Annotated in this window: 22 protein-coding genes; 9 read left to right on the top strand and 13 right to left on the bottom strand. The window is 42.6% G+C overall.

The features are described from left to right. Window positions 1-69: 69 nt before the first annotated feature. The gene (locus ACQEXT_RS11420; RefSeq protein WP_426952104.1) at window positions 70-1,047 is read right to left on the bottom strand and encodes an arginine deiminase-related protein; all 978 of its coding nucleotides are present in this window, start codon (window positions 1,045-1,047) and stop codon (window positions 70-72) included. Window positions 1,048-1,361: 314 nt separating this feature from the next. Between ACQEXT_RS11420 and ACQEXT_RS11415 the strand changes: the two genes are divergently transcribed. Beyond that, window positions 1,362-3,206: an ABC transporter ATP-binding protein gene (locus ACQEXT_RS11415; RefSeq protein WP_331416797.1), complete on the top strand. Its 1,845-nt coding sequence runs from the start codon at window positions 1,362-1,364 to the stop codon at window positions 3,204-3,206. A gap of 242 nt (window positions 3,207-3,448) precedes the next feature. Further along, a complete protein-coding gene (locus ACQEXT_RS11410; RefSeq protein WP_426952102.1) occupies window positions 3,449-3,835 on the top strand; it encodes a hypothetical protein in 387 nt (128 codons plus the stop codon). Between the two features lie 335 nt (window positions 3,836-4,170). Here ACQEXT_RS11410 and ACQEXT_RS11405 read toward each other — a convergent pair whose 3' ends face one another. Beyond that, window positions 4,171-4,332 (bottom strand): hypothetical protein, encoded by a 162-nt coding sequence (locus ACQEXT_RS11405; protein WP_167489421.1) that lies wholly within the window; start codon window positions 4,330-4,332, stop codon window positions 4,171-4,173. Window positions 4,333-4,477: 145 nt separating this feature from the next. Between ACQEXT_RS11405 and ACQEXT_RS11400 the strand changes: the two genes are divergently transcribed. Together ACQEXT_RS11400 and ACQEXT_RS11395 are read left to right on the top strand one after the other, a co-directional pair. Continuing rightward, window positions 4,478-4,618 (top strand): hypothetical protein, encoded by a 141-nt coding sequence (locus tag ACQEXT_RS11400; RefSeq protein ID WP_426952100.1) that lies wholly within the window; start codon window positions 4,478-4,480, stop codon window positions 4,616-4,618. Between the two features lie 165 nt (window positions 4,619-4,783). Then, the gene (locus ACQEXT_RS11395; protein WP_426952099.1) at window positions 4,784-5,080 is read left to right on the top strand and encodes a hypothetical protein; all 297 of its coding nucleotides are present in this window, start codon (window positions 4,784-4,786) and stop codon (window positions 5,078-5,080) included. A 36-nt stretch (window positions 5,081-5,116) separates the two neighbouring features. On the opposite strand, the gene ACQEXT_RS11390 is transcribed toward ACQEXT_RS11395, so the two are convergent. The 4 genes from ACQEXT_RS11390 to ACQEXT_RS11375 form a co-directional block, all read right to left on the bottom strand. Then, the gene (locus ACQEXT_RS11390; RefSeq protein ID WP_426952098.1) at window positions 5,117-5,509 is read right to left on the bottom strand and encodes a hypothetical protein; all 393 of its coding nucleotides are present in this window, start codon (window positions 5,507-5,509) and stop codon (window positions 5,117-5,119) included. Further along, on the bottom strand, window positions 5,510-6,439 hold the full coding sequence (locus ACQEXT_RS11385; protein WP_140271896.1) for a ParA family protein: 930 nt from the start codon (window positions 6,437-6,439) through the stop codon (window positions 5,510-5,512). A 474-nt stretch (window positions 6,440-6,913) separates the two neighbouring features. Further along, on the bottom strand, window positions 6,914-7,306 hold the full coding sequence (locus ACQEXT_RS11380; RefSeq protein WP_138971678.1) for a DUF4440 domain-containing protein: 393 nt from the start codon (window positions 7,304-7,306) through the stop codon (window positions 6,914-6,916). Window positions 7,307-7,508: 202 nt separating this feature from the next. Continuing rightward, window positions 7,509-8,201, bottom strand: a complete 693-nt coding sequence (locus tag ACQEXT_RS11375) for a helix-turn-helix domain-containing protein (protein ID WP_138971677.1) — start codon at window positions 8,199-8,201, stop codon at window positions 7,509-7,511. 194 nt (window positions 8,202-8,395) lie between these two features. Between ACQEXT_RS11375 and ACQEXT_RS11370 the strand changes: the two genes are divergently transcribed. From ACQEXT_RS11370 to ACQEXT_RS11355, 4 genes are all read left to right on the top strand, one after another. Beyond that, window positions 8,396-8,815 (top strand): pyocin activator PrtN family protein, encoded by a 420-nt coding sequence (locus ACQEXT_RS11370; protein ID WP_426952095.1) that lies wholly within the window; start codon window positions 8,396-8,398, stop codon window positions 8,813-8,815. Next, window positions 8,812-8,943, top strand: a complete 132-nt coding sequence (locus tag ACQEXT_RS11365) for a hypothetical protein (RefSeq protein WP_426952093.1) — start codon at window positions 8,812-8,814, stop codon at window positions 8,941-8,943. Before ACQEXT_RS11370 ends, ACQEXT_RS11365 begins: the two co-directional genes overlap by 4 nt. A 24-nt stretch (window positions 8,944-8,967) precedes the next feature. Continuing rightward, a complete protein-coding gene (locus tag ACQEXT_RS11360; protein WP_426952092.1) occupies window positions 8,968-9,309 on the top strand; it encodes a hypothetical protein in 342 nt (113 codons plus the stop codon). Window positions 9,310-9,370: 61 nt separating this feature from the next. Then, window positions 9,371-9,664, top strand: coding sequence for a hypothetical protein (locus ACQEXT_RS11355; RefSeq protein ID WP_426952091.1), 294 nt, complete (start codon window positions 9,371-9,373; stop codon window positions 9,662-9,664). Between the two features lie 182 nt (window positions 9,665-9,846). On the opposite strand, the gene ACQEXT_RS11350 is transcribed toward ACQEXT_RS11355, so the two are convergent. After that, window positions 9,847-10,581 (bottom strand): DUF4760 domain-containing protein, encoded by a 735-nt coding sequence (locus ACQEXT_RS11350; RefSeq protein ID WP_426952089.1) that lies wholly within the window; start codon window positions 10,579-10,581, stop codon window positions 9,847-9,849. Window positions 10,582-11,253: 672 nt separating this feature from the next. Between ACQEXT_RS11350 and ACQEXT_RS11345 the strand changes: the two genes are divergently transcribed. Further along, window positions 11,254-13,092, top strand: a complete 1,839-nt coding sequence (locus ACQEXT_RS11345) for a hypothetical protein (RefSeq protein ID WP_426952088.1) — start codon at window positions 11,254-11,256, stop codon at window positions 13,090-13,092. Between the two features lie 246 nt (window positions 13,093-13,338). Here the strand turns inward: ACQEXT_RS11345 and ACQEXT_RS11340 are convergent, their stop codons facing one another. The 6 genes from ACQEXT_RS11340 to ACQEXT_RS11315 form a co-directional block, all read right to left on the bottom strand. Next, window positions 13,339-14,163, bottom strand: a complete 825-nt coding sequence (locus ACQEXT_RS11340; RefSeq protein WP_426952086.1) for an AraC family transcriptional regulator — start codon at window positions 14,161-14,163, stop codon at window positions 13,339-13,341. Between the two features lie 19 nt (window positions 14,164-14,182). Then, a complete protein-coding gene (locus ACQEXT_RS11335) occupies window positions 14,183-14,776 on the bottom strand; it encodes a LysE family translocator (protein ID WP_426952084.1) in 594 nt (197 codons plus the stop codon). Between the two features lie 299 nt (window positions 14,777-15,075). Continuing rightward, complete coding sequence (locus ACQEXT_RS11330) at window positions 15,076-15,276, bottom strand: hypothetical protein (RefSeq protein WP_138971672.1); 201 nt, start codon at window positions 15,274-15,276, stop codon at window positions 15,076-15,078. Window positions 15,277-15,289: 13 nt separating this feature from the next. Then, the gene (locus ACQEXT_RS11325) at window positions 15,290-15,439 is read right to left on the bottom strand and encodes a hypothetical protein (protein ID WP_171052167.1); all 150 of its coding nucleotides are present in this window, start codon (window positions 15,437-15,439) and stop codon (window positions 15,290-15,292) included. A 372-nt stretch (window positions 15,440-15,811) separates the two neighbouring features. Further along, complete coding sequence (gene cspE / locus ACQEXT_RS11320; protein WP_138971670.1) at window positions 15,812-16,024, bottom strand: transcription antiterminator/RNA stability regulator CspE; 213 nt, start codon at window positions 16,022-16,024, stop codon at window positions 15,812-15,814. A gap of 380 nt (window positions 16,025-16,404) precedes the next feature. After that, window positions 16,405-17,871, bottom strand: a complete 1,467-nt coding sequence (locus ACQEXT_RS11315; protein WP_426952081.1) for a methyl-accepting chemotaxis protein — start codon at window positions 17,869-17,871, stop codon at window positions 16,405-16,407. Window positions 17,872-17,933: the final 62 nt, after the last annotated feature.

Genomic DNA, 17,933 nt, shown 5'->3' with positions numbered 1-17,933 from the left:
CCGCCAGAAAAACAAAAAATCGACGCCCTATAAGCGTCGATTTTGTCTGTTTCATTTGCGGTTCCCAGCTTAAAGCTGATGGGTACGGCTTGGTAAAAACACTTCACCCAGCATACAGCGAACGCTACCACCACCAATGTTTTCAATCGTCTTTACGTTGAATGGCAACAGCTTACCATGGCTCGATAGCTGGGCACGTTGCGCTGGCGAAAATGCATCGTATGCAGACTGAGACATCGCAATCACTTTTTCACCGTTGACCGTTTCTAGCTGAAGAATGTTGCCACAGAACTGGTTCATCTGATCAATCGAGATTGAAATCACCTGCTTATCTTTCGCCAGCGACTTAATCACAAAACGACGCTCAAATTCAGGGATCACTTCATCACAAACGACACAGAAGCTCTCACCAATCGCCATCATCACATTGGTATGATAAATTGGCTTACCTGACGGCAGCGCGGTTTGGAAAGAGACCACACGGTCATAACCGATACGTTGTGCGTAGTCTTCAAGAACTTCGCGATCACAACGTTGAGATAGCGCCGCGTAGACAGTTTTATTAACATGATCTTTCACCATGACACCTGTGCTCTCTAAATGAGCATCATGAGCTAGGTAAGAAGTCAGGCTATCCTGACCTAAAACAGGGCGACCCGCGAACTCTAACGCTTCAACCAAAGCATCGGTCTTAACTTCTTGCTGACGGTTTTTACAAGCCATAGGAAACGTGTAAAGCGTTCCGTCTGCGGTGGTACTAAACCAATTGTTTGGGAACACGGCATCAGGTGTTTCGACACCACCGAGCGGATAATCAAATACCACAACCTGAACACCCGCTTTGCGCAACGTATCGACCATAGTCTCGAACTCTTGCATTGCTTTTTCACGCACTTGACTGGTCGATTCCGACACTTGATGCTGGAATTCATTGTCTTTTGCCGTTTCAGCATTAAACGCAAATTCTTTAGGTGGAACCATGACCACGCAGTTAGCGTTCTGTACTGAAGATGGTTTAGTTTTTAGTATGGCTTGCTGTTTCAACATTGTGACAAACTCAATTAATCTCACTCACTAACGCCAATTGTAGACATATTGTTAAACGAAAGATTACTGAATTGACCTGTTATTATGCATTCATTTCAGTAAGTTTAACTGAGCCATCCACGTATAACAGTTAAAATTACTGCCAGAACAAAACTCATCCAGAGGTCGATGAATATTATGCAAGGGAAAGAATAATAAACTGGTTACATTTCATAGAACGAGGGTATACCATAACCGAACCCTTCCTATTTATGGACGAACGCTCGTGCCTTACGGCATCTCTTCTGCTTTATTTGCGTGTTTAGGAAATACATATGTTTAAGAAGTTCGAAGGCTTTACTCAGCCTTTCCCACAACAGGAGCCAGATCAGCCGCCAACGGGCATCTTTGCCTTTTGCCGTCACTATACTCGAGGGTTTGAAATCCCGCTGATTATCATGTCGATCATGTCAACCATTGTTGCGATCGTCGAAGTATCCCTGTTTGGCGCAATGGGCAATCTGGTTGACTGGCTGTCAAACAGTAACCCAGAGACATTTTGGCAAGATAACCAGAGCGCGCTCATTTTCTACGGAATGTTGCTTCTGGTAGTGATGCCTATTCTTGTTGTCTGTTACTCACTTTTGGTACACCAGACGTTACTGGGTAACTACCCAATGTCGATTCGTTGGCTCACACACCGTTATCTGCTCAAACAGAGTCTCAACTTTTATCAAGATGACTTTGCTGGTCGTGTGGCAACGAAAGTCATGCAGACCTCTCTTGCGGTGCGAGAAACGGTAATGAAGTCGATGGATGTGTTCGTCTACGTTTCGGTCTACTTTACCTCTATCGTCGTCTTACTTGCTCAAGCTGACTGGCGTCTGATGATCCCAATGGTGATCTGGCTAGCTTGCTATATCTGCATCCAAATTTATTTTGTACCAAAGCTGAAGCAAGTCGCGTCGGAACAAGCAGACGCCCGTTCAACTATGACAGGACGTATCGTAGATAGTTACACCAACATCGCTACTGTTAAGCTGTTTTCACACAGCAAAAGGGAAACTGAATATGCTGAAAAAGGCATGACGGGTTTCCTTGACACTGTTTATCGCCAAATGAGACTGGTCACTGGCTTTGATGTCGCGGTTGAAATTACTAACTACATCTTAGTCTTCTCAATTGGTGCCCTATCGATCTATCTATGGATGGACAACTCAATCAGTATCGGCGCTATCGCGATTGCGATCGCCCTCGCTCTGCGTATCAACGGTATGTCGATGTGGATCATGTGGGAAGTCGGTGCGCTGTTCGAAAACATGGGTACGGTAGTGGACGGCATGAAAACCATGGCGAAGCCAATTGATATCCAAGATAAGCCAAACGCTCTGCCGTTGGAAGTTAAGCAAGGCGGTATTGAATTTGAGGACGTCAGTTTTCATTACGGCGATAAAAAGAAAGGGGTCATTAACCACTTAAATCTCAATATCAAGCCGGGTGAAAAAGTGGGCCTAGTGGGTCGCTCGGGCGCGGGCAAATCCACCTTAGTCAACTTGCTATTGCGCTTCCACGATGTTGAAAGCGGCAAGATTAAAATTGATGGTCAGGTGATCTCAGACGTCACTCAAGATTCCCTACGTAGCAAGATTGGTATGGTGACGCAAGACACGTCCCTGCTACACCGCTCGATTCGCGATAACATCTTGTATGGCAACCCTGACGCGTCAGAAGAAGACCTTCTAAAAGCGACTAAACAAGCCCATGCTGATGAATTTATTCAAGCGCTCAGTGACCCGTTTGGTAACACGGGCTACGATGCTCAAGTAGGTGAACGAGGCGTGAAACTTTCGGGTGGCCAACGCCAGCGTATCGCAATCTCTCGCGTGCTACTCAAAGATGCGCCGCTGCTTATCCTTGATGAAGCCACCTCTGCTCTCGACTCGGAAGTAGAAGCGGCAATCCAAGAGAGTCTTAACGAGCTTATGCAAGGCAAAACTGTAATTGCGATTGCTCACCGACTATCGACCATCGCTGCAATGGATCGCTTAATCGTGTTAGATAAAGGCGAAATCGTTGAACAAGGCACCCACCAAGAGCTAGTTGAAAGTGGCGGTATCTACGCCCAGTTATGGGCTCATCAGACGGGTGGTTTTATCGCAGATGAGACTGAGGTAGCGTAACTAGCTGATTTAATTACAAACCAGCTTAACTAAATAGTGGCGATTTACTGACAATAACCGACAAAAACCGAGGTTAACTGACAGTTGTCGCCACTTGGAACATGCTCAGGCAATGCGCATTTCACACACTCCCAAACGGCATAGTAAGTCACATCAAATTAAGCCTCCCGAACAGATTAAGCTATTGATTTTTAGTTTAATTAACATATGCATTCAGCGAGTCCTATAGAAAAGGAAAGATAGTGAATAAAATAAGGAAAGAATCTTTGTTGGCAGAAGTTGAGCGTCGGCTAGCTCAACCTATTTTTGGTGAGCGCAATAAAAATTGTATTGTTGTACGATTAAATGATGACCTAACAGAAAAAAATAGTATTCAAGAAAGCACATTTAAGCTAAGAGCTCATGGTTTTAAAGCCAGTATCAGTAACGCAAGAGACTCTTCTTTTGTGGTTCTGACAAATGCCAAAGGTGTTGCTTTAGTCGGAAGTATTGTCGATGTTGAGCCACATGAAGAGCTTGAGGGACGAATTAATATTTATTTCAGGGATCCTTGCCATATTGATTCCGATGAGTTGGCTAAGTTCGTAACGTGGAATAATAGCAATCCAGTTCGCACAATACGCCTGTAAAAAATCAAATAGCAAACAGTTCAAGAAGGGGGCAACGCCTAGCATTTTTACTATGCGTTGCGCTTAGTGTTTAAGTTGCTGAAAAGCTCTGGAAATAGTGATCTCGAGAAATATGCTAAGGTGGCCATCCTAACAGCTCAGCTGTTTGATCTATCCAAGCTCAATGCAGACATAACTAATGCCAATCATTGACTCTTGAAAGTTACAAGCTTGTTTTTGTAGGAAGGTCTTTAAAGGAGCGAAGGCTTGATCGCCGGAACGAAACTTTTTGCAGTTATCTGAAGGGGAAAGTTTTCGAATCGAATAGTTAGTAGTTCCCATACGCCAGGGAACTACTATGCTTGCGCGGCGCGCATTTTGGCTAAGGCTTCACGACCACGTGCTAGCGCTTTCTTGGCATGTGGGTTAACTTTTGCTTCGCGAACCTGCTTTGCAAATTGCTTAGCATCTTCACCTGAAAGCTCTAGTCGCCCAAATGTACTACTCTTTATTGCCATTATCGATACCCTTTCGGTTAAAATGGTCACTCTCGTCTCTGCCTGCTCTCACTTCCTATCAGTGAGTCTTGCAAACGCCTTAATTTTCTTTGCTCCTGACGACGCTGTCAACGTTACTGGTTATTTATCACACTGACATCGAGCGATGATGGAACAAAACCTCAAACAATTCCAATCCCACCTCGATGGTGACTTTGATATCGTCAACCACATCCACCTCTACAAAGACATGGCGTTAGATTATCAAGGGGCTAGAGAGTTAAAGGACTTTATGGAACGCCGTTGATTTAGGTGTGTGTCCTTTTAAGCATGTGTCCTTTCAAGGAAAGGTACGACAGAATCGCTTGGTGATCACAGCGCCAAAACAGTTTGGTGTACCACGAGTATGGACAATTCCGTGTTGCGATTTCTTATGAATGCCAGATATTCGGATAAATTTGGCTAGGGCAAAATGAAAGACCTGACCCCGAGCACCCTAGCGCGTGATGTCGCCAAGAAGTCTGTACTAGGTTCGAAAGTCGCTACTCAACTTGCTGTCTTTAATGCCTTATTTGAACTAGATAGAGTTCAAGAAGAAATGGATGTGTCTGACTTTACCGATGATTTGTTAAAGCATGATGCCACTTCAATTCTTAACAGTTCACTTGGCAAGTTGTCTGATTTAGTGGCTTTAAGAAAGGCGCGAATGAATGGCTCATTTGAGCAGATAGAACAAGCTATCGATAAGATATTGGGTGAAGAAGGTTGAAGCGAGCATTTGCTCGCTTTTCTATACACCTAGCAATCAAGATTCATTTCGTTGAATGGCACTAGACCTTAAAGTTGCGCCAATTGTGCCTTCAATTATTTTTTCTCTTACCTTATCAACTTTGTCCTGTTTCATGACATAAACATTTATTTGTTTAGCGAACCATTCTAATTCTTTCTTGTTTTTGAAGTACTTATTTAAAACGTCTAGTCCTAGCTCTCGACTTTCGCAACCATTTAATTGATTGAGGACTTCTGAAATAACGTTATCATCTAAGCTATGAGTCGCTGCTTTAGACCCTGCTTTCTTTAGTACTTTCAATCCCAATGAATAGTTTCCACTCTCTAACTTCTTGATATCTGATTCTGAGAGATTCTCCAGTTCATTAGCAAGCTCATGGAAAAGCTTGGCAAAAATTTTAGCGTTCATTTATACACCTGCAACCCTTTGAAATTCATCAACGAAAGCATTAATTTCTGTCACCACGTCCGAATACGTACCTCTATTGTACTCGTGTAGTGTTACAGGGATACCATCTTGTGGAGCAGATGCGAAAATTGATTTATTCTCTCTAAAATACGTTGAAAACGTCGGAATACCGAGTCGCTGAGTTTGAGTAATAAATTGTTGCTGCGATCCAATGGGCTGCGACGCATATATTTGAATCATTGTAAAAACAACACCCAGCATATGAGGGTTTGATTGCGTTACGCTAGGATCCATGGCAGCAAACTCGTTGAACTCTCGAATCAACTGTGTAACGCTTCTGTGTAAATAGTCAATGCCAAGTGTTGATAAGTAATCTGGCTTAGCTGGAATCAAGATTTGATCCGAGGCGATAAGCGCATTCTTTGTAACAATATTGAAGTTTGGTGGACAATCAATCAATACAACGTCGTAGTTTCCGGTGGCGTATTCAATGATTGAATCTCTTAGTTTTCCATGCACCTTAATGTAATTGAGTTTGGCTTGGTTCATATTTGCTCCACCGAGCAACGTCGCTAGCTCCAAGTCAACGTTAATTAGCCCTAAATGTGATGAAATGAGATCTACAACGCCAGTAGAACCAAGCTGATGAATATTATTGTTCACGTTTTGTGGTCTAACTACAAAATTAGATAATTGCGGAGGGGCATAGCCTTGACTGATGGCATCGAAGTAGTTTTTTATGGTATGCGTGTCTTTTAAACTTTGATTCCAAAAGTCTGGACTAATGAAGGAAAAAGTTAAGCTTGCTTGAGCGTCCATGTCTAAAAGTAAAACTTTCTTGTTGCGCCTTGCTAACTCTGCGGCAATGTTAGCTGTGACGGTTGTTTTACCAACCCCACCTTTATAGTTAATGACTGAAATTATTTTCATTACTCATGTCCTTTGCATCGTCTAAACAGCCACCATATGCGTAAGTCATACAGTTCTTAACTATGAATATGCCACTCGTTTTGTAAAGTAACAAACTTCAGAACACAAAATCAGTCACTTATCACAACAACCTTAGTGCACCAGACGTACCCTACCATTTGACACTAACCGTTATACGCTCAGGCATTGACGATACGCCGAAGTTAACCCCTTCCTTGATTAAATACGACCGTAGCCAGTCCACCAACTGTTACTTAGGGATATATGCTAGCTAAAGCATCAACTGTGCTGAAGTCTAGCTTTGCTCTACTTTCTTGCGGACTTCAGAAACAGAATGTGATGGGGTCAAGTCTTGCCTTTTGCCAACCATTAGCTTTTATATGTCAAATCTACCCGATGATCTTTCTCCAAGCTTCGCTCCGTAACTGATTTTGGGGCAAAGGTGAGTTTGCTGCGAACTTTTCTAGCTGTGTACTAGCGGACAAGGGTTTGTATCGGTTCTAGTTCGAAGGGAGAGCAAGGCGTACCTTGATGGTACTTCAATTGCCAGCAAGTACCGGTGAAAACCCAAATGGAACAACGTTTAGCATAGTTACTAATTTCTCCACACTCATTTACCAAAGCTGACTCGTACTTTAGTAGCTGAACCGACGGCTCAAGTTGGATACATTCATATTTCTGCGAATGAACTCGGGTGTTTGACGGCTTTTCTGTTGTCATCATTGTGATGACAGAAGCAAAGTCATAAGAGTTCCCAGACTTACCTATTTCAGAAAAACCAGGATGGATTAAACGTTCAATATCCGCTTTATTTTGGCGTGTTTCATATTGGTGTAATTCAATCTCTTGCTCTACGAGAACATCCATTTGACCTCCAAAATATACAAGACTGTAACAACTGCTATCAAACACATAATTAGCTATTAGAATAAGTAGGTCAATAACCGCCTATGTAGCTAGTCAAAAATTTAGGGATAAATCAGATTGAGGCAGAAATGCTTTAGCTTAACGCCCCTCCGAACGACTTGATTTAGATAAAAAAGGCGACCCTAAAGTCGCCTTTGCGTTTCTAAACCACCGCCTTCATGACGGTGGTGACGACTTTTCCTATCACCGCGAACTCGTTGAGTTTGTCCTCGTTCACGATAAATGAATCATATTCTTCTTTGTTGTCTGAGATAACTTCATAGCCTTCTGCCATAATGTTGTACTTCAGACGTTTAATGTAGACATGTTTACCGATACGAACGACGTACACGCCGTGCTTAACTGGGTGTTCTAATCTTCGAATATCGACAAGAACCTCATCGCCATCACTTAAGGTATCGTCCATTGAGTCGCCGTGACAGATAATGATTCTGGCGGTTTCTTCTGTTAATCCGAAACGCTTTAGCCATTCACATGGGAGGAACTCAGTGCGAAGTTGAAACTCAGCATCGTTCAATGTACTGAAACCGCAAGCTGCATAGACGTTATAGACGGGAACAGCACACATATTTTCAATTTGAGAGACGGCATTCACGGTTTTTACGTTTGCGATTTCCGTCACATTATCAGGAATAACGTCATCACCATACTTTGCGCGTAGTTCAGCAATCACTTCTTCATCAAAATTTGAGATGTGATATTCAAGCCCAGCGCCTCTTCCGCTAGCTCTGCGGGATATCCAATCAGCTTTTTTAGCTTTTTGACTGAAACCTTGAGGGGTCGTTGGAAACCCAGCTATTCCCTGTAAATCCGAAGTTTTAAACCATTCGCGCACGAAAAACCCTTAAAACAGACATTGACCAATCTTATTATTCCGATCTATCATTCCAACAAAATCCGAGAAAACTCTAGATAATTCGAGAAAATCCACTTAAACAGCAATTCTTAATGTGGTTTTAGACCGATTAACACCGATTCACCAATGTATCACATGCTCGTCTCGGCGTGTAGTGATGTAGGGCACTGATTATGAATACAAAATATGCACTCCATGCTCGTTTTGGCACACCGATTGTAGCGTTGGGCGATATTTGCGAAGAGTTCTTCCATATCAACGCCGAAACCGCCAATGGCAAAGCAAACAGCCAATCTTTACCTATTCCCACTTTCCGAATGGAAGATCACAAACGCAGCCCGTTTATGGTTCACCTTGATGACCTCGCTGATCTGATTGATTTACGTATTCGCGCTGCCAAGCATGAGTTCACTATTCAAGGCAAACTTTCCGATGAAGAGATGCAGATTGTCCAGAAGTGGCAATGGCTCCATCAAAATCAAAGGCAAGCCCGACGCAATAAACGTAAAAAACGCCTTAAAGAAGTAAAGAAAGAGCTTGGTAAGGAAGCAATGAATGATGCCGCTCCAATAAGTAAGAGGGACGAACTATGAACCAACCATTCATGACCACCATAGCTTGTCCGTATGTCACGCTAGCGCCCCCTAGAGAAAAGACGCTGATCAATATGGTGGCGGTGATGGTAATCGCCGCCCGCGAAGCGATGGTTCAGCTCGGCTAACTGAACCCTTACGCGTTGTAGAGAGTGTCTGATATAGAAGCAAACCAAACAATGTACGTCTTTTTGGCGGATGTACAACATAAGTACAACAAGACATGCAGCTTGTTTCGCCAACGTCACCGCAATGAGCTCACAGAGATAGCCAACACCTATCGCCTACGAGCAGATATGCTACGCAAGCTTAACCTGGTTAGCGCTCATATTGCGCCAAGTAGCGAGGCAGAAAGCTTCATTAAACGCGCTCTAAACAACTCCATTCTCGCAGGGGAGATTTCGCCCTTCGTTTATTTGGTGATGTCGCCCTCAAGCGCCACAGCCAGACCTTTGAACCCGAAGTCACTCCGCTTGGCGAGTTTGACTCGTTAGATTCGGCAGTTGAATCGGCTGGCGGTTACATTGTAATGGATGCACAGGAGCTTACAGCGGTATGAAAGTTTCAAAAATACATTCCAGCGAGCGAGGCTTAGTGGCCAAGGATTTCTGCGCTGTTGCTCGCGCATTAGACAGTGTGGTTCACCACCCTCCCTGCGTGTTCATTAAGTCTGATACCAAGGGTGACTTCTTAGGCTGGGCGATTTCGGTGTTTAGCCCGGCACACTGTGAAGCCATCTATCTGCTATCGCACGGTAAGGAGTTAGCGCTCTTCCCTACCCTTCAGGAAGCAATGATGTTCTTGAAAGAGGAGCAAATTTTCACATTCAACGTGAGTTCGGCAAGTTGAGGTAGTTAAGAGTAAAGATATGGAGTACAGCCCGAGGAGAGAATTGATGCTAATGCCCGCCCTGAATTCGGTTTCACACACTGACGTCCGTCGAAGGGATCATTGATACCGTGGGCCAGCCACCTGATCCAGACCTGTAGCCCGAGCTGTGTAAAGGTGATGTTTGGAGCGGCTAGAGTTTTTTACTCAGGACTAGTCGAGTAGCTATTTTTTTTAACCAAGTAAGTAATCATCAATTTTCGACACTGATGTAGCTCCTCTGAAGGAGAATCGGCTCTAATAGCTGTTCGGTAGTACTTTGTTATAGTACGCTTAATTGGATGACCATAAATAGCTTTGTGATGTGAACATAATAAGCGGTAGCTTTTTTCGAGGTTAGTGTCCAGTACTAACCCTTTTTCCTTATGCTGGTTAATGATCCACTTGAGAGCCAACCATTCGGTCTTTATGTACACCCTTTCACGAGTTCCTCCTTGCCGCATAAGTATAAATGGGAGTAGCTTCATGAAAGCCGTTGTTAGTGTTCCAGCATAAGTACCATATAAAAACTTTTCGTCATAGACACCATAGTAAACACCATTAGCACACCGCTCCCACTCATTTAAAAAGTCATTGATGTGTATATAGTCACTATCTGCTAAAGTACGATCTTGCTTTATTGATATTTCAAACAATTTCTGATTCAACTCATCTGTATTTTCATGAGAAGTAATTAGCTCTAGAACCTTGTCTGAAGACTTTTTGATTGAGTCCTTATGTTTATAAGAGCTTTCAAAATCAATTGAGTTTTTAATTTTTGTCGCTTTTGCATTTGCAAGTAGAGTTTTCCAAGCTACGAGGAAAGCTGCAAAAGCAACATAAAACATTGGGTAAGCTTTCCAAATTCGTGTTAACTCAGAGAGAACAATATCCGTCATCTAATGGTCCTAAACCTAAAAAAGGAAGACCGCAGTCTTCCTTTTTTCTAAATCTGTTACATGAAACTAGCTTCTACTCACAGTGTGGTAGTGAGAAACCCCAGTCTTCTTCGCGGTAGATAGTCTTCATATAAAAGCTCCTTGATGAAATCCTAATATAGCTTGAAGCAACTATTTCCTTAAATTGCTGTGTAAGAATGCTTACATGGCTAGTTTCTATGATCAACACCCGTATGTCAACATTACACCGCTACAAAACGTTAAGTACCGAAGCAGCCTGATACAATATGCCTTACTAGAAAATTCTAGCATAAAATAGCCAAAGCAATAGAGTAATACACACAAAAACGATCCCCGACGATCTCTAAATCCCTAATCTAAACCAGCCCTTGATGTAGATATATCAAGGGCTGTACTCGCTAACCCTACCGAAACACGATCATGGTAGTAACCGCCTATATGATATATATGCATGTGAGTTATTGTAGACAAAGCCAAGACCGACAAAAGCATTGACCTAAGTCTGGATTTGGGGAGTTTGGGATAGAGTTACTAGTTTTCATACTCCATCAGTGACATTGTTAACAGTTTCATATCAATTAGTACGTAAGAAAAATACTCAGAGTTATTATCCAATGACTATTTCTGTATTTTTTATAGGGTTTCTCAGTTATGAAACTGAATCAAGTATTGAATCACACCAACCAAGTAGAACGTTCAAAGTTCATAAATTGTATCGATAAATTGTGCCAAGACAACAAGACAGATCCTGAGCTAGCGAAGCAGCTAGAAAAGATTGATGGACAGCTAAAAGCTGCTTCTGGTAATGAAATCAATCAGCTTTTCAGTCTCGTGAAGGAGCATTTTAAGAAACATATTATTGAGCAAGTAGCTATTGGAGGACCGCAAGCGTCTTTGCTTATAAACATTCTTGCGCGCGATGGAAACTGTATTGCCACCATTCCTTGGATTGAAAGCTTATATGCAAAAGAATACTCTGAGATTAATACTTTGAGCTGTTCTTTAATCAAAGAAATTGAAGAGCATGAATCTAGTGATTATAGCCGACTAACTCGTCTTGATATCTATAGAGCCTGTATGCATACAGCCTTCAATAATGATCTCAAAGCTAATAGAACCGCAAAGATATCTGAAGACGAACGTGGTGTACTCAATGTGCTATCACAACGTTTAGGACTCTCAAGAGAAGAAGTTAATGCCATTGAACATTCTGTAGACCCTATACCTGAACTAGGTATTGAAGGGGCTCTTGAGTACTTGAGGGAAAACGGAATCATCTTGATAAACCGTAGTCGTTCAGAAATTTTAGTGGCAGACGAAGTTGTAGAAATTCTTCATGAAGTGCTCGGTAAAGAAATTCACGATAAGTTTGTACTTAGAATTCTGAGGTCTCTTTCTGACGCGGAATTATCCAACATTCTCAAGCACCATGGATACAGGACTAGAGGTATCGAGAGACAGGAAAAAATCTCTACGATTGCCCATTCAGGCCTATCTATTAAGAACATTCTGATGACTGATATACACAATGATGACGCCACTCAGAATCAGAGAAAAGAACGCATCAAGCAGCTAATTGAAGATATGGATTTAGATATTTCTCGAATCGGCACCCGTCTGCAAGATAGAATTGATGTGCTGATCGATTATCTCAAAACTTCAGAAGAAGATGAATTTAATGCCTTAAGTGTAAGTGGTTATAAAGAGCTACTAGAGTCACTAGCGCAGGCAGATCCAAATGTCGAAGAACGCATTAGAGCCGATTTTGAAATAGAAAACAAAGAGACCTTAGATCCTGAAAGGTTGAAGGCTCTTAGCATCACTCCACTAGATATCCTGTACCTATATAGCAACGACGAGATAAAAACGATTAGGAACGATATGGGTCTTCCAAGAAGAGGGAACCCTCGTAGCCAAATTATCGATAGTTTCGCCAGCGCAAATGACAAACTAATTGAGAACTACCACTTACTGGCGTGCCGCGACTTACAGGGCTTACACGCCGTAGGGATAGACATTAAAGAAAGTGATATCGGAATTAAGTTTGAAGAAACTACTCGCTCAATACTAGAACAACTAGGAATGAACGTAGATGAAGATCTGCGCAAGGACATTAATACAGCGAAAGATAAAGCCGATATTATTGTTTCTCTAGAAAATGATGACGTTATAGTCGGTGAAGCTAAATCATTTAAAAATGGACAGTTTGCTAAATATTCCACCACATCAAGACAAGTTAAAGCGTACGTTAAACGCTGTGAAACTAATGGTCATCGAGTTGCCCAAGTGTTAATCGTTGCGCCAGAATTTTCAGAAGACTTTATTGACGCGGCAGATATGGATACTGAGATCAACATCTCTCTATTGGAGGCTAGTGGTCTTCAAAAAATACTAGCTGCGTATAAACAACGCCGTAACCCTAACTTCTCTCCGAAGCTATTAACTAAGGGTGGATTGCTTAAAGCAGATTTGATATCGAAATCAATATAGATATTTCTCGGCACTGGAAAAATCCAGTGTCGGGACTGGCTTTGTCCCGCGATTGGCTCAAAACTCTTCTAAGGTCTTAAGATCGATAAACATCGCGGGGTGTTCGGTTTTATGGTTCTCTGGTGATCGCCAGAACGAAACTTTTTGCAGTGTTCAGAAGGGGAAAGTTTTCGAACAGAATAGTGAGTAGTTCCCATACGGCAGGGAACTACTATGCTTGCGCATTGCTTAGCATCTTACCAGCACTCAATCGAAAAAATGCGACTGATAAAACTTCGGCGTGACCGCTATCTTCTTCTTAAACTGGCGTTGGAAATGGGCTTGATCGGAGAAGCCGAGCTCTAAAGCGACGTCCGCAATCTCTTGCCCAGATTTAAGCATCACCTTAGCGCGTTTGATCTTCTCATCCATCAGGTAAGCGTGTGGTGACAGGCCAAAATGATGTTTAAACGCTCTTAGTAACTGGTATCGACTCATCTGTGCTTCTTGAGCCAATTGCTCCAACTGATGTGAATAAGAAACATCATCAAGTAACTTCTCTTGAACACGTTTTAGCTGTAATGAGGGTGATTGCTTATTGTGGATCAGGCTTGTACCAAATGCAGTTGCAACGAAATCATACAGACGCGACTCAACCTGAAGCTGACTCGCTTCTCGTTGAAGGTCATTAAACAGGGCTAAGTAGCTTTGCTTAATACGAGGCTCACGCTCAAGTGGATGACAAAAAGGAGTATAATCATCGCTGTAACCACTCCGGTGATGGCCTAGGATCTCTTGCTGAACCTTTCCCATCTGTTTGGTATCAACAAACAACATACTGTAGGACCAGGTGCCAGCTTCGGGGTTGCAGGAGTGAACATCGGCCGGATTGATGGTCACAATGTCACCTTTACCAATGTGGTGACTTGTTTGATGATTACGATAATCCGCACGCCCTTGCTGAATGATGCCAAATGAAAACTCATCATGCGAATGCGCTTCATAACAGGCGGTGCTTTGGTTAGCGATACGTAACTCAATCCAAGGTAATACCGTGCTCTGTTTGAAGTTAGCACTTTTATCTATCTTCATGCGCAGCTCCTTTGCGCTCCTAATACCAAATCATGCTAACAGATGCACCTAGAATAATCGCCATAGTACGATTAAAAACGCGTTGTCTGTTAGGTTGCGATAAATAGCGAGCAAAAGCACTGCCGGTCAGAGCCCACAGTCCTACACCAGCTAAACAGCACACTAAAGAGACGGTAGTAAACGCCCATAACCACTGCTGCTGATCTACCTGACCGACGACATATAAACTGACGCCAGACATCGCAACCAGCCACGCTTTGGGGTTGAGTATTTGGGTGACGGCCCCAAGCCACCAGCCAGAGCTACTCGCCTCAGTGCAAGTCAAATGACTCACAGGTGCAGTAAATATCTGATAGGCAAGATACAACAAGAAAAAGCTTCCCGCCCAACGCAGAACGACTTCCAGTACTGGCATCACCTCGACTAAAAGGTGCATCACGCTGCCAGACAAAAACACGACCAGCGCGTAAGCCAATGACGCGCTGACGACCAATTTGAACGCTTCCTTGCTGCCTCTTTGAACAGCCGTGGTTGTCGCCAAAAGATTTACTGGCCCCGGTGTGGCGGCCCCAACAAAGGCAAAAGCGAGCATCGCGATCAATACACTATTCATGGTGTTCTCCTCTATTACCTGTCCAAGGTAACCAATCGCACCAGAGAGTTATTGAACGATATTGCAGTATCTGAAGAAACTAAAGGGCCTACTGGATGTAGCTGAATGAGAAATCACTGACACGTTAACTGACAATGGCGGTTATGTTAGGCGAACACAGGTCATTGTCGCCGCGTAAGTGATTTGTGGACAAGAGTAAGTCAATGATTATCCCGATTAGATAAACATAGATGAAGTTAACTATTGTGAACGACTAAGACGCAGGCTTAGTGAGAATACAATCAACCCATTTTAAGCGATTAATTTTTATTAATATATCGCTCAGCATTTGCAAATAACTTATCACATAATTTTTTATGAGTAAGATACTCCGAAGAACCTTCCGTCATAGACTCGAGAACTTCTTTCGCTTCTTGATACTCTTTTACCATTGCAGCAAATCGTTCTTCGAAGTTATTTTTCTGTGCTTTTTTGCTTGATTTTTTAACAGGTTTTCTCATATATCTTCTTACCTTATAGATCCCAAAGTTTTTTCTCTTCTCGTTCTAGCAATATGTTTTCAATTCTTTTTCTGATCTTATGAATATTGTTAGAACTTTCATCCGAACCAGTGCTTTTACCTTTGTCCGGTTTGGGGGTAGTACCCTTCGCTGGCTTTTTCAATTCTCAATCTCCTTCTCTATTTTGGATATAAAAATCGCCCAAAACCTTCCCATACGAATCTTTAATTTGACCAGAACTTTCAAGTTCACAAAACGAAAAACTCAGGTCAAAATCGCTAGTATTTAATCTAGGAAGAATATGACGTTTTAGTACATCGCTGTTTAACTGATGTATGGGAGAAGACCAAGAAATCTCACCATGATGAAGACAAAATTTTATAACGAACAATTAGGTTTATGTCCTTTGATTGTTCTCTGTTCACGAAGAACATAATACCAATATGTCTTGCGATTATTTTTTCGAGTCATCTGACTCCTTATTGAATTTGAAGAAAAAAGATCTCCACTAAGAGGGAGATCTTTTAGAAAGAAATTACACTAAAGTAACATTACCAGCTTGTGGGCCTTTGCTACCTTGCTCAACATCAAAAGATACCTTTTGACCTTCAGCTAGTGTTTTGAAACCTTCGCTAACAATTGATTTGAAATGAACGAATAGATCAGCGCCACCGTTGTCAGGAGCGATAAATCCAAAGCCTTTAGTTTCGTTAAACCATTTAACTGAGCCAGTTGTTTTATTTGACATAATATATCTCGATACATTGAATGAATTATAAAGAAAGCTACTAAATAAGGAATGAAGAAAAAGGTATCGCAGGATAGATATGACGAATTTAATCGAAAAACTGAGAAGATCTTGAACTAAATATATTATTAATAGCTCACCGTTTGAGCTGACGACACTATACACTATGTGCACATAATAGATATGTATTTCTTCATTTAATTTTATATCAAATAAAATCAATGAGTTAACACATCAAATCACGCAAGATGTTAAGCCCTGTGCATTTCAATTCAGCATAATTGTCAGAATAATTGCGGTAAAACGGATATCGAGATGAGGGGCGATTAGCTGACTTTCCATCATGAAGAGTTCAGCCAAACGCCTTAATTCATTAGATGCTACGCCAGCTTAAAGCGGTTGATCATATTCATGAGATTTTCAGAAACATGTCTAAGCTCTTGACCTGAACTCGCCATTTGCGCAGACTCGCTCGACACCGAAACCGCCATGTCACTTAAACTGATCACATTTCGGTTAATATCATTGACCGTTGCCGTTTGTTGCTCTGCGGCGGTCGCAATATGTTGCGCCATCTCTTCAATGGTATGAACCTCTTGGTTAATCTTGTCGAGCGTTTGTCCGGCTTGAGTGGATAACGCCGAAGCCTTATTCGCTTTGTCTGTGCCCTGATTCATTATCACTACGACATTTTCAGCGCCCGCTTGTAGCTTCTCTATAATATTTTGAATCTCCAGAGTAGACTCTTGAGTACGCTGCGACAGCGTTCTCACCTCATCAGCAACAACGGCAAAGCCACGACCTTGCTCACCAGCGCGCGCTGCCTCAATCGCCGCATTGAGTGCCAACAGATTAGTCTGCTCCGCGACACCACGAATCACTTCAAGAACCGTGTCAACATTACGCGCGTCGGTAGCGAGTTTCTGTACAACTTGGGCGGCCGAGACGATTTGTTCCGCTAGCTCATTCGCCTCGGTGACATTGTTTTTAATAATGGTATGACTGTTTAGTGTTTCTTTGGCTGCAAATCGACTGGCTTCGTTCGCTTCGGCCGTTCTTCCTGCCACTTCTTCAACGGTAGCGAGCATTTCTGTCATTGCTGTCGCCAACATATCTACATCATTTTGCTGTTGAATCAAGCTGTCATCAATATGGTGTACCGAGTCAGCCAATTGAGTGGCTGATTTCGATACTTGTGTTCCGGCATCACTAATATTGAGCATAATCGATTGAATCGAGGCAACGAACTGGTTGAAATAACGTGCCAAATGAATCAGTTCTTTGCTGCCTTCTTCGGGTAGGCGTTGTGTTAGATTCCCCTCCCCCTGAGAGAGGGTTTTCATTGCTCGTAAAGTACGCTTTAAAGGCGAAGTAATGGTTTTAATGAAATAGCCAACCACAAGTGATAACACGACTAAAATACTGATCGCGTAACTGATTGAAGTTACCTCGGCTCGATAAGTCACCGCTTGCAAGGCGACCATATTAACCCCAGATCCAACCATCCACCCCCATGGTTCAACCATCACCGCATAACTTGTTTTTGGCGCAAGAGTCTCGCTATCTGGATTTTTCCACCGATAGTCGACAAAACCTCCACCATTTTGAGCTGTTTGATACATCTCTTTGACGAAGTAGGCGCCGGTACTATCTTGAAGTTCCATGATGTTCTTACCGAGAAGAGACAAAACTCCGGTCGCCAATTGATATCCATCCCGGTCTCCGACGAAGATATAGTTCCCACCATCAAATCGCATCGCAGAAATGGTTTCCAAAGCACGAGCCTGAGCCTCCTCTGTGCTCAATGCGCCAGTCTCGCTTTGTTGTTGGTAGGCTTTGTTGCTCAATTCGGTTGGAAGACATGGCAGCCCAAGATTGTTCGGTCATTAAGCAATATACTGAGTTTCAG

This window comes from Vibrio sp. TRT 29B02 (assembly GCF_050113655.1).
Classification (GTDB): Bacteria; Pseudomonadota; Gammaproteobacteria; order Enterobacterales; family Vibrionaceae; genus Vibrio.
This window is presented reverse-complemented; position numbering and strand designations above follow the sequence as displayed.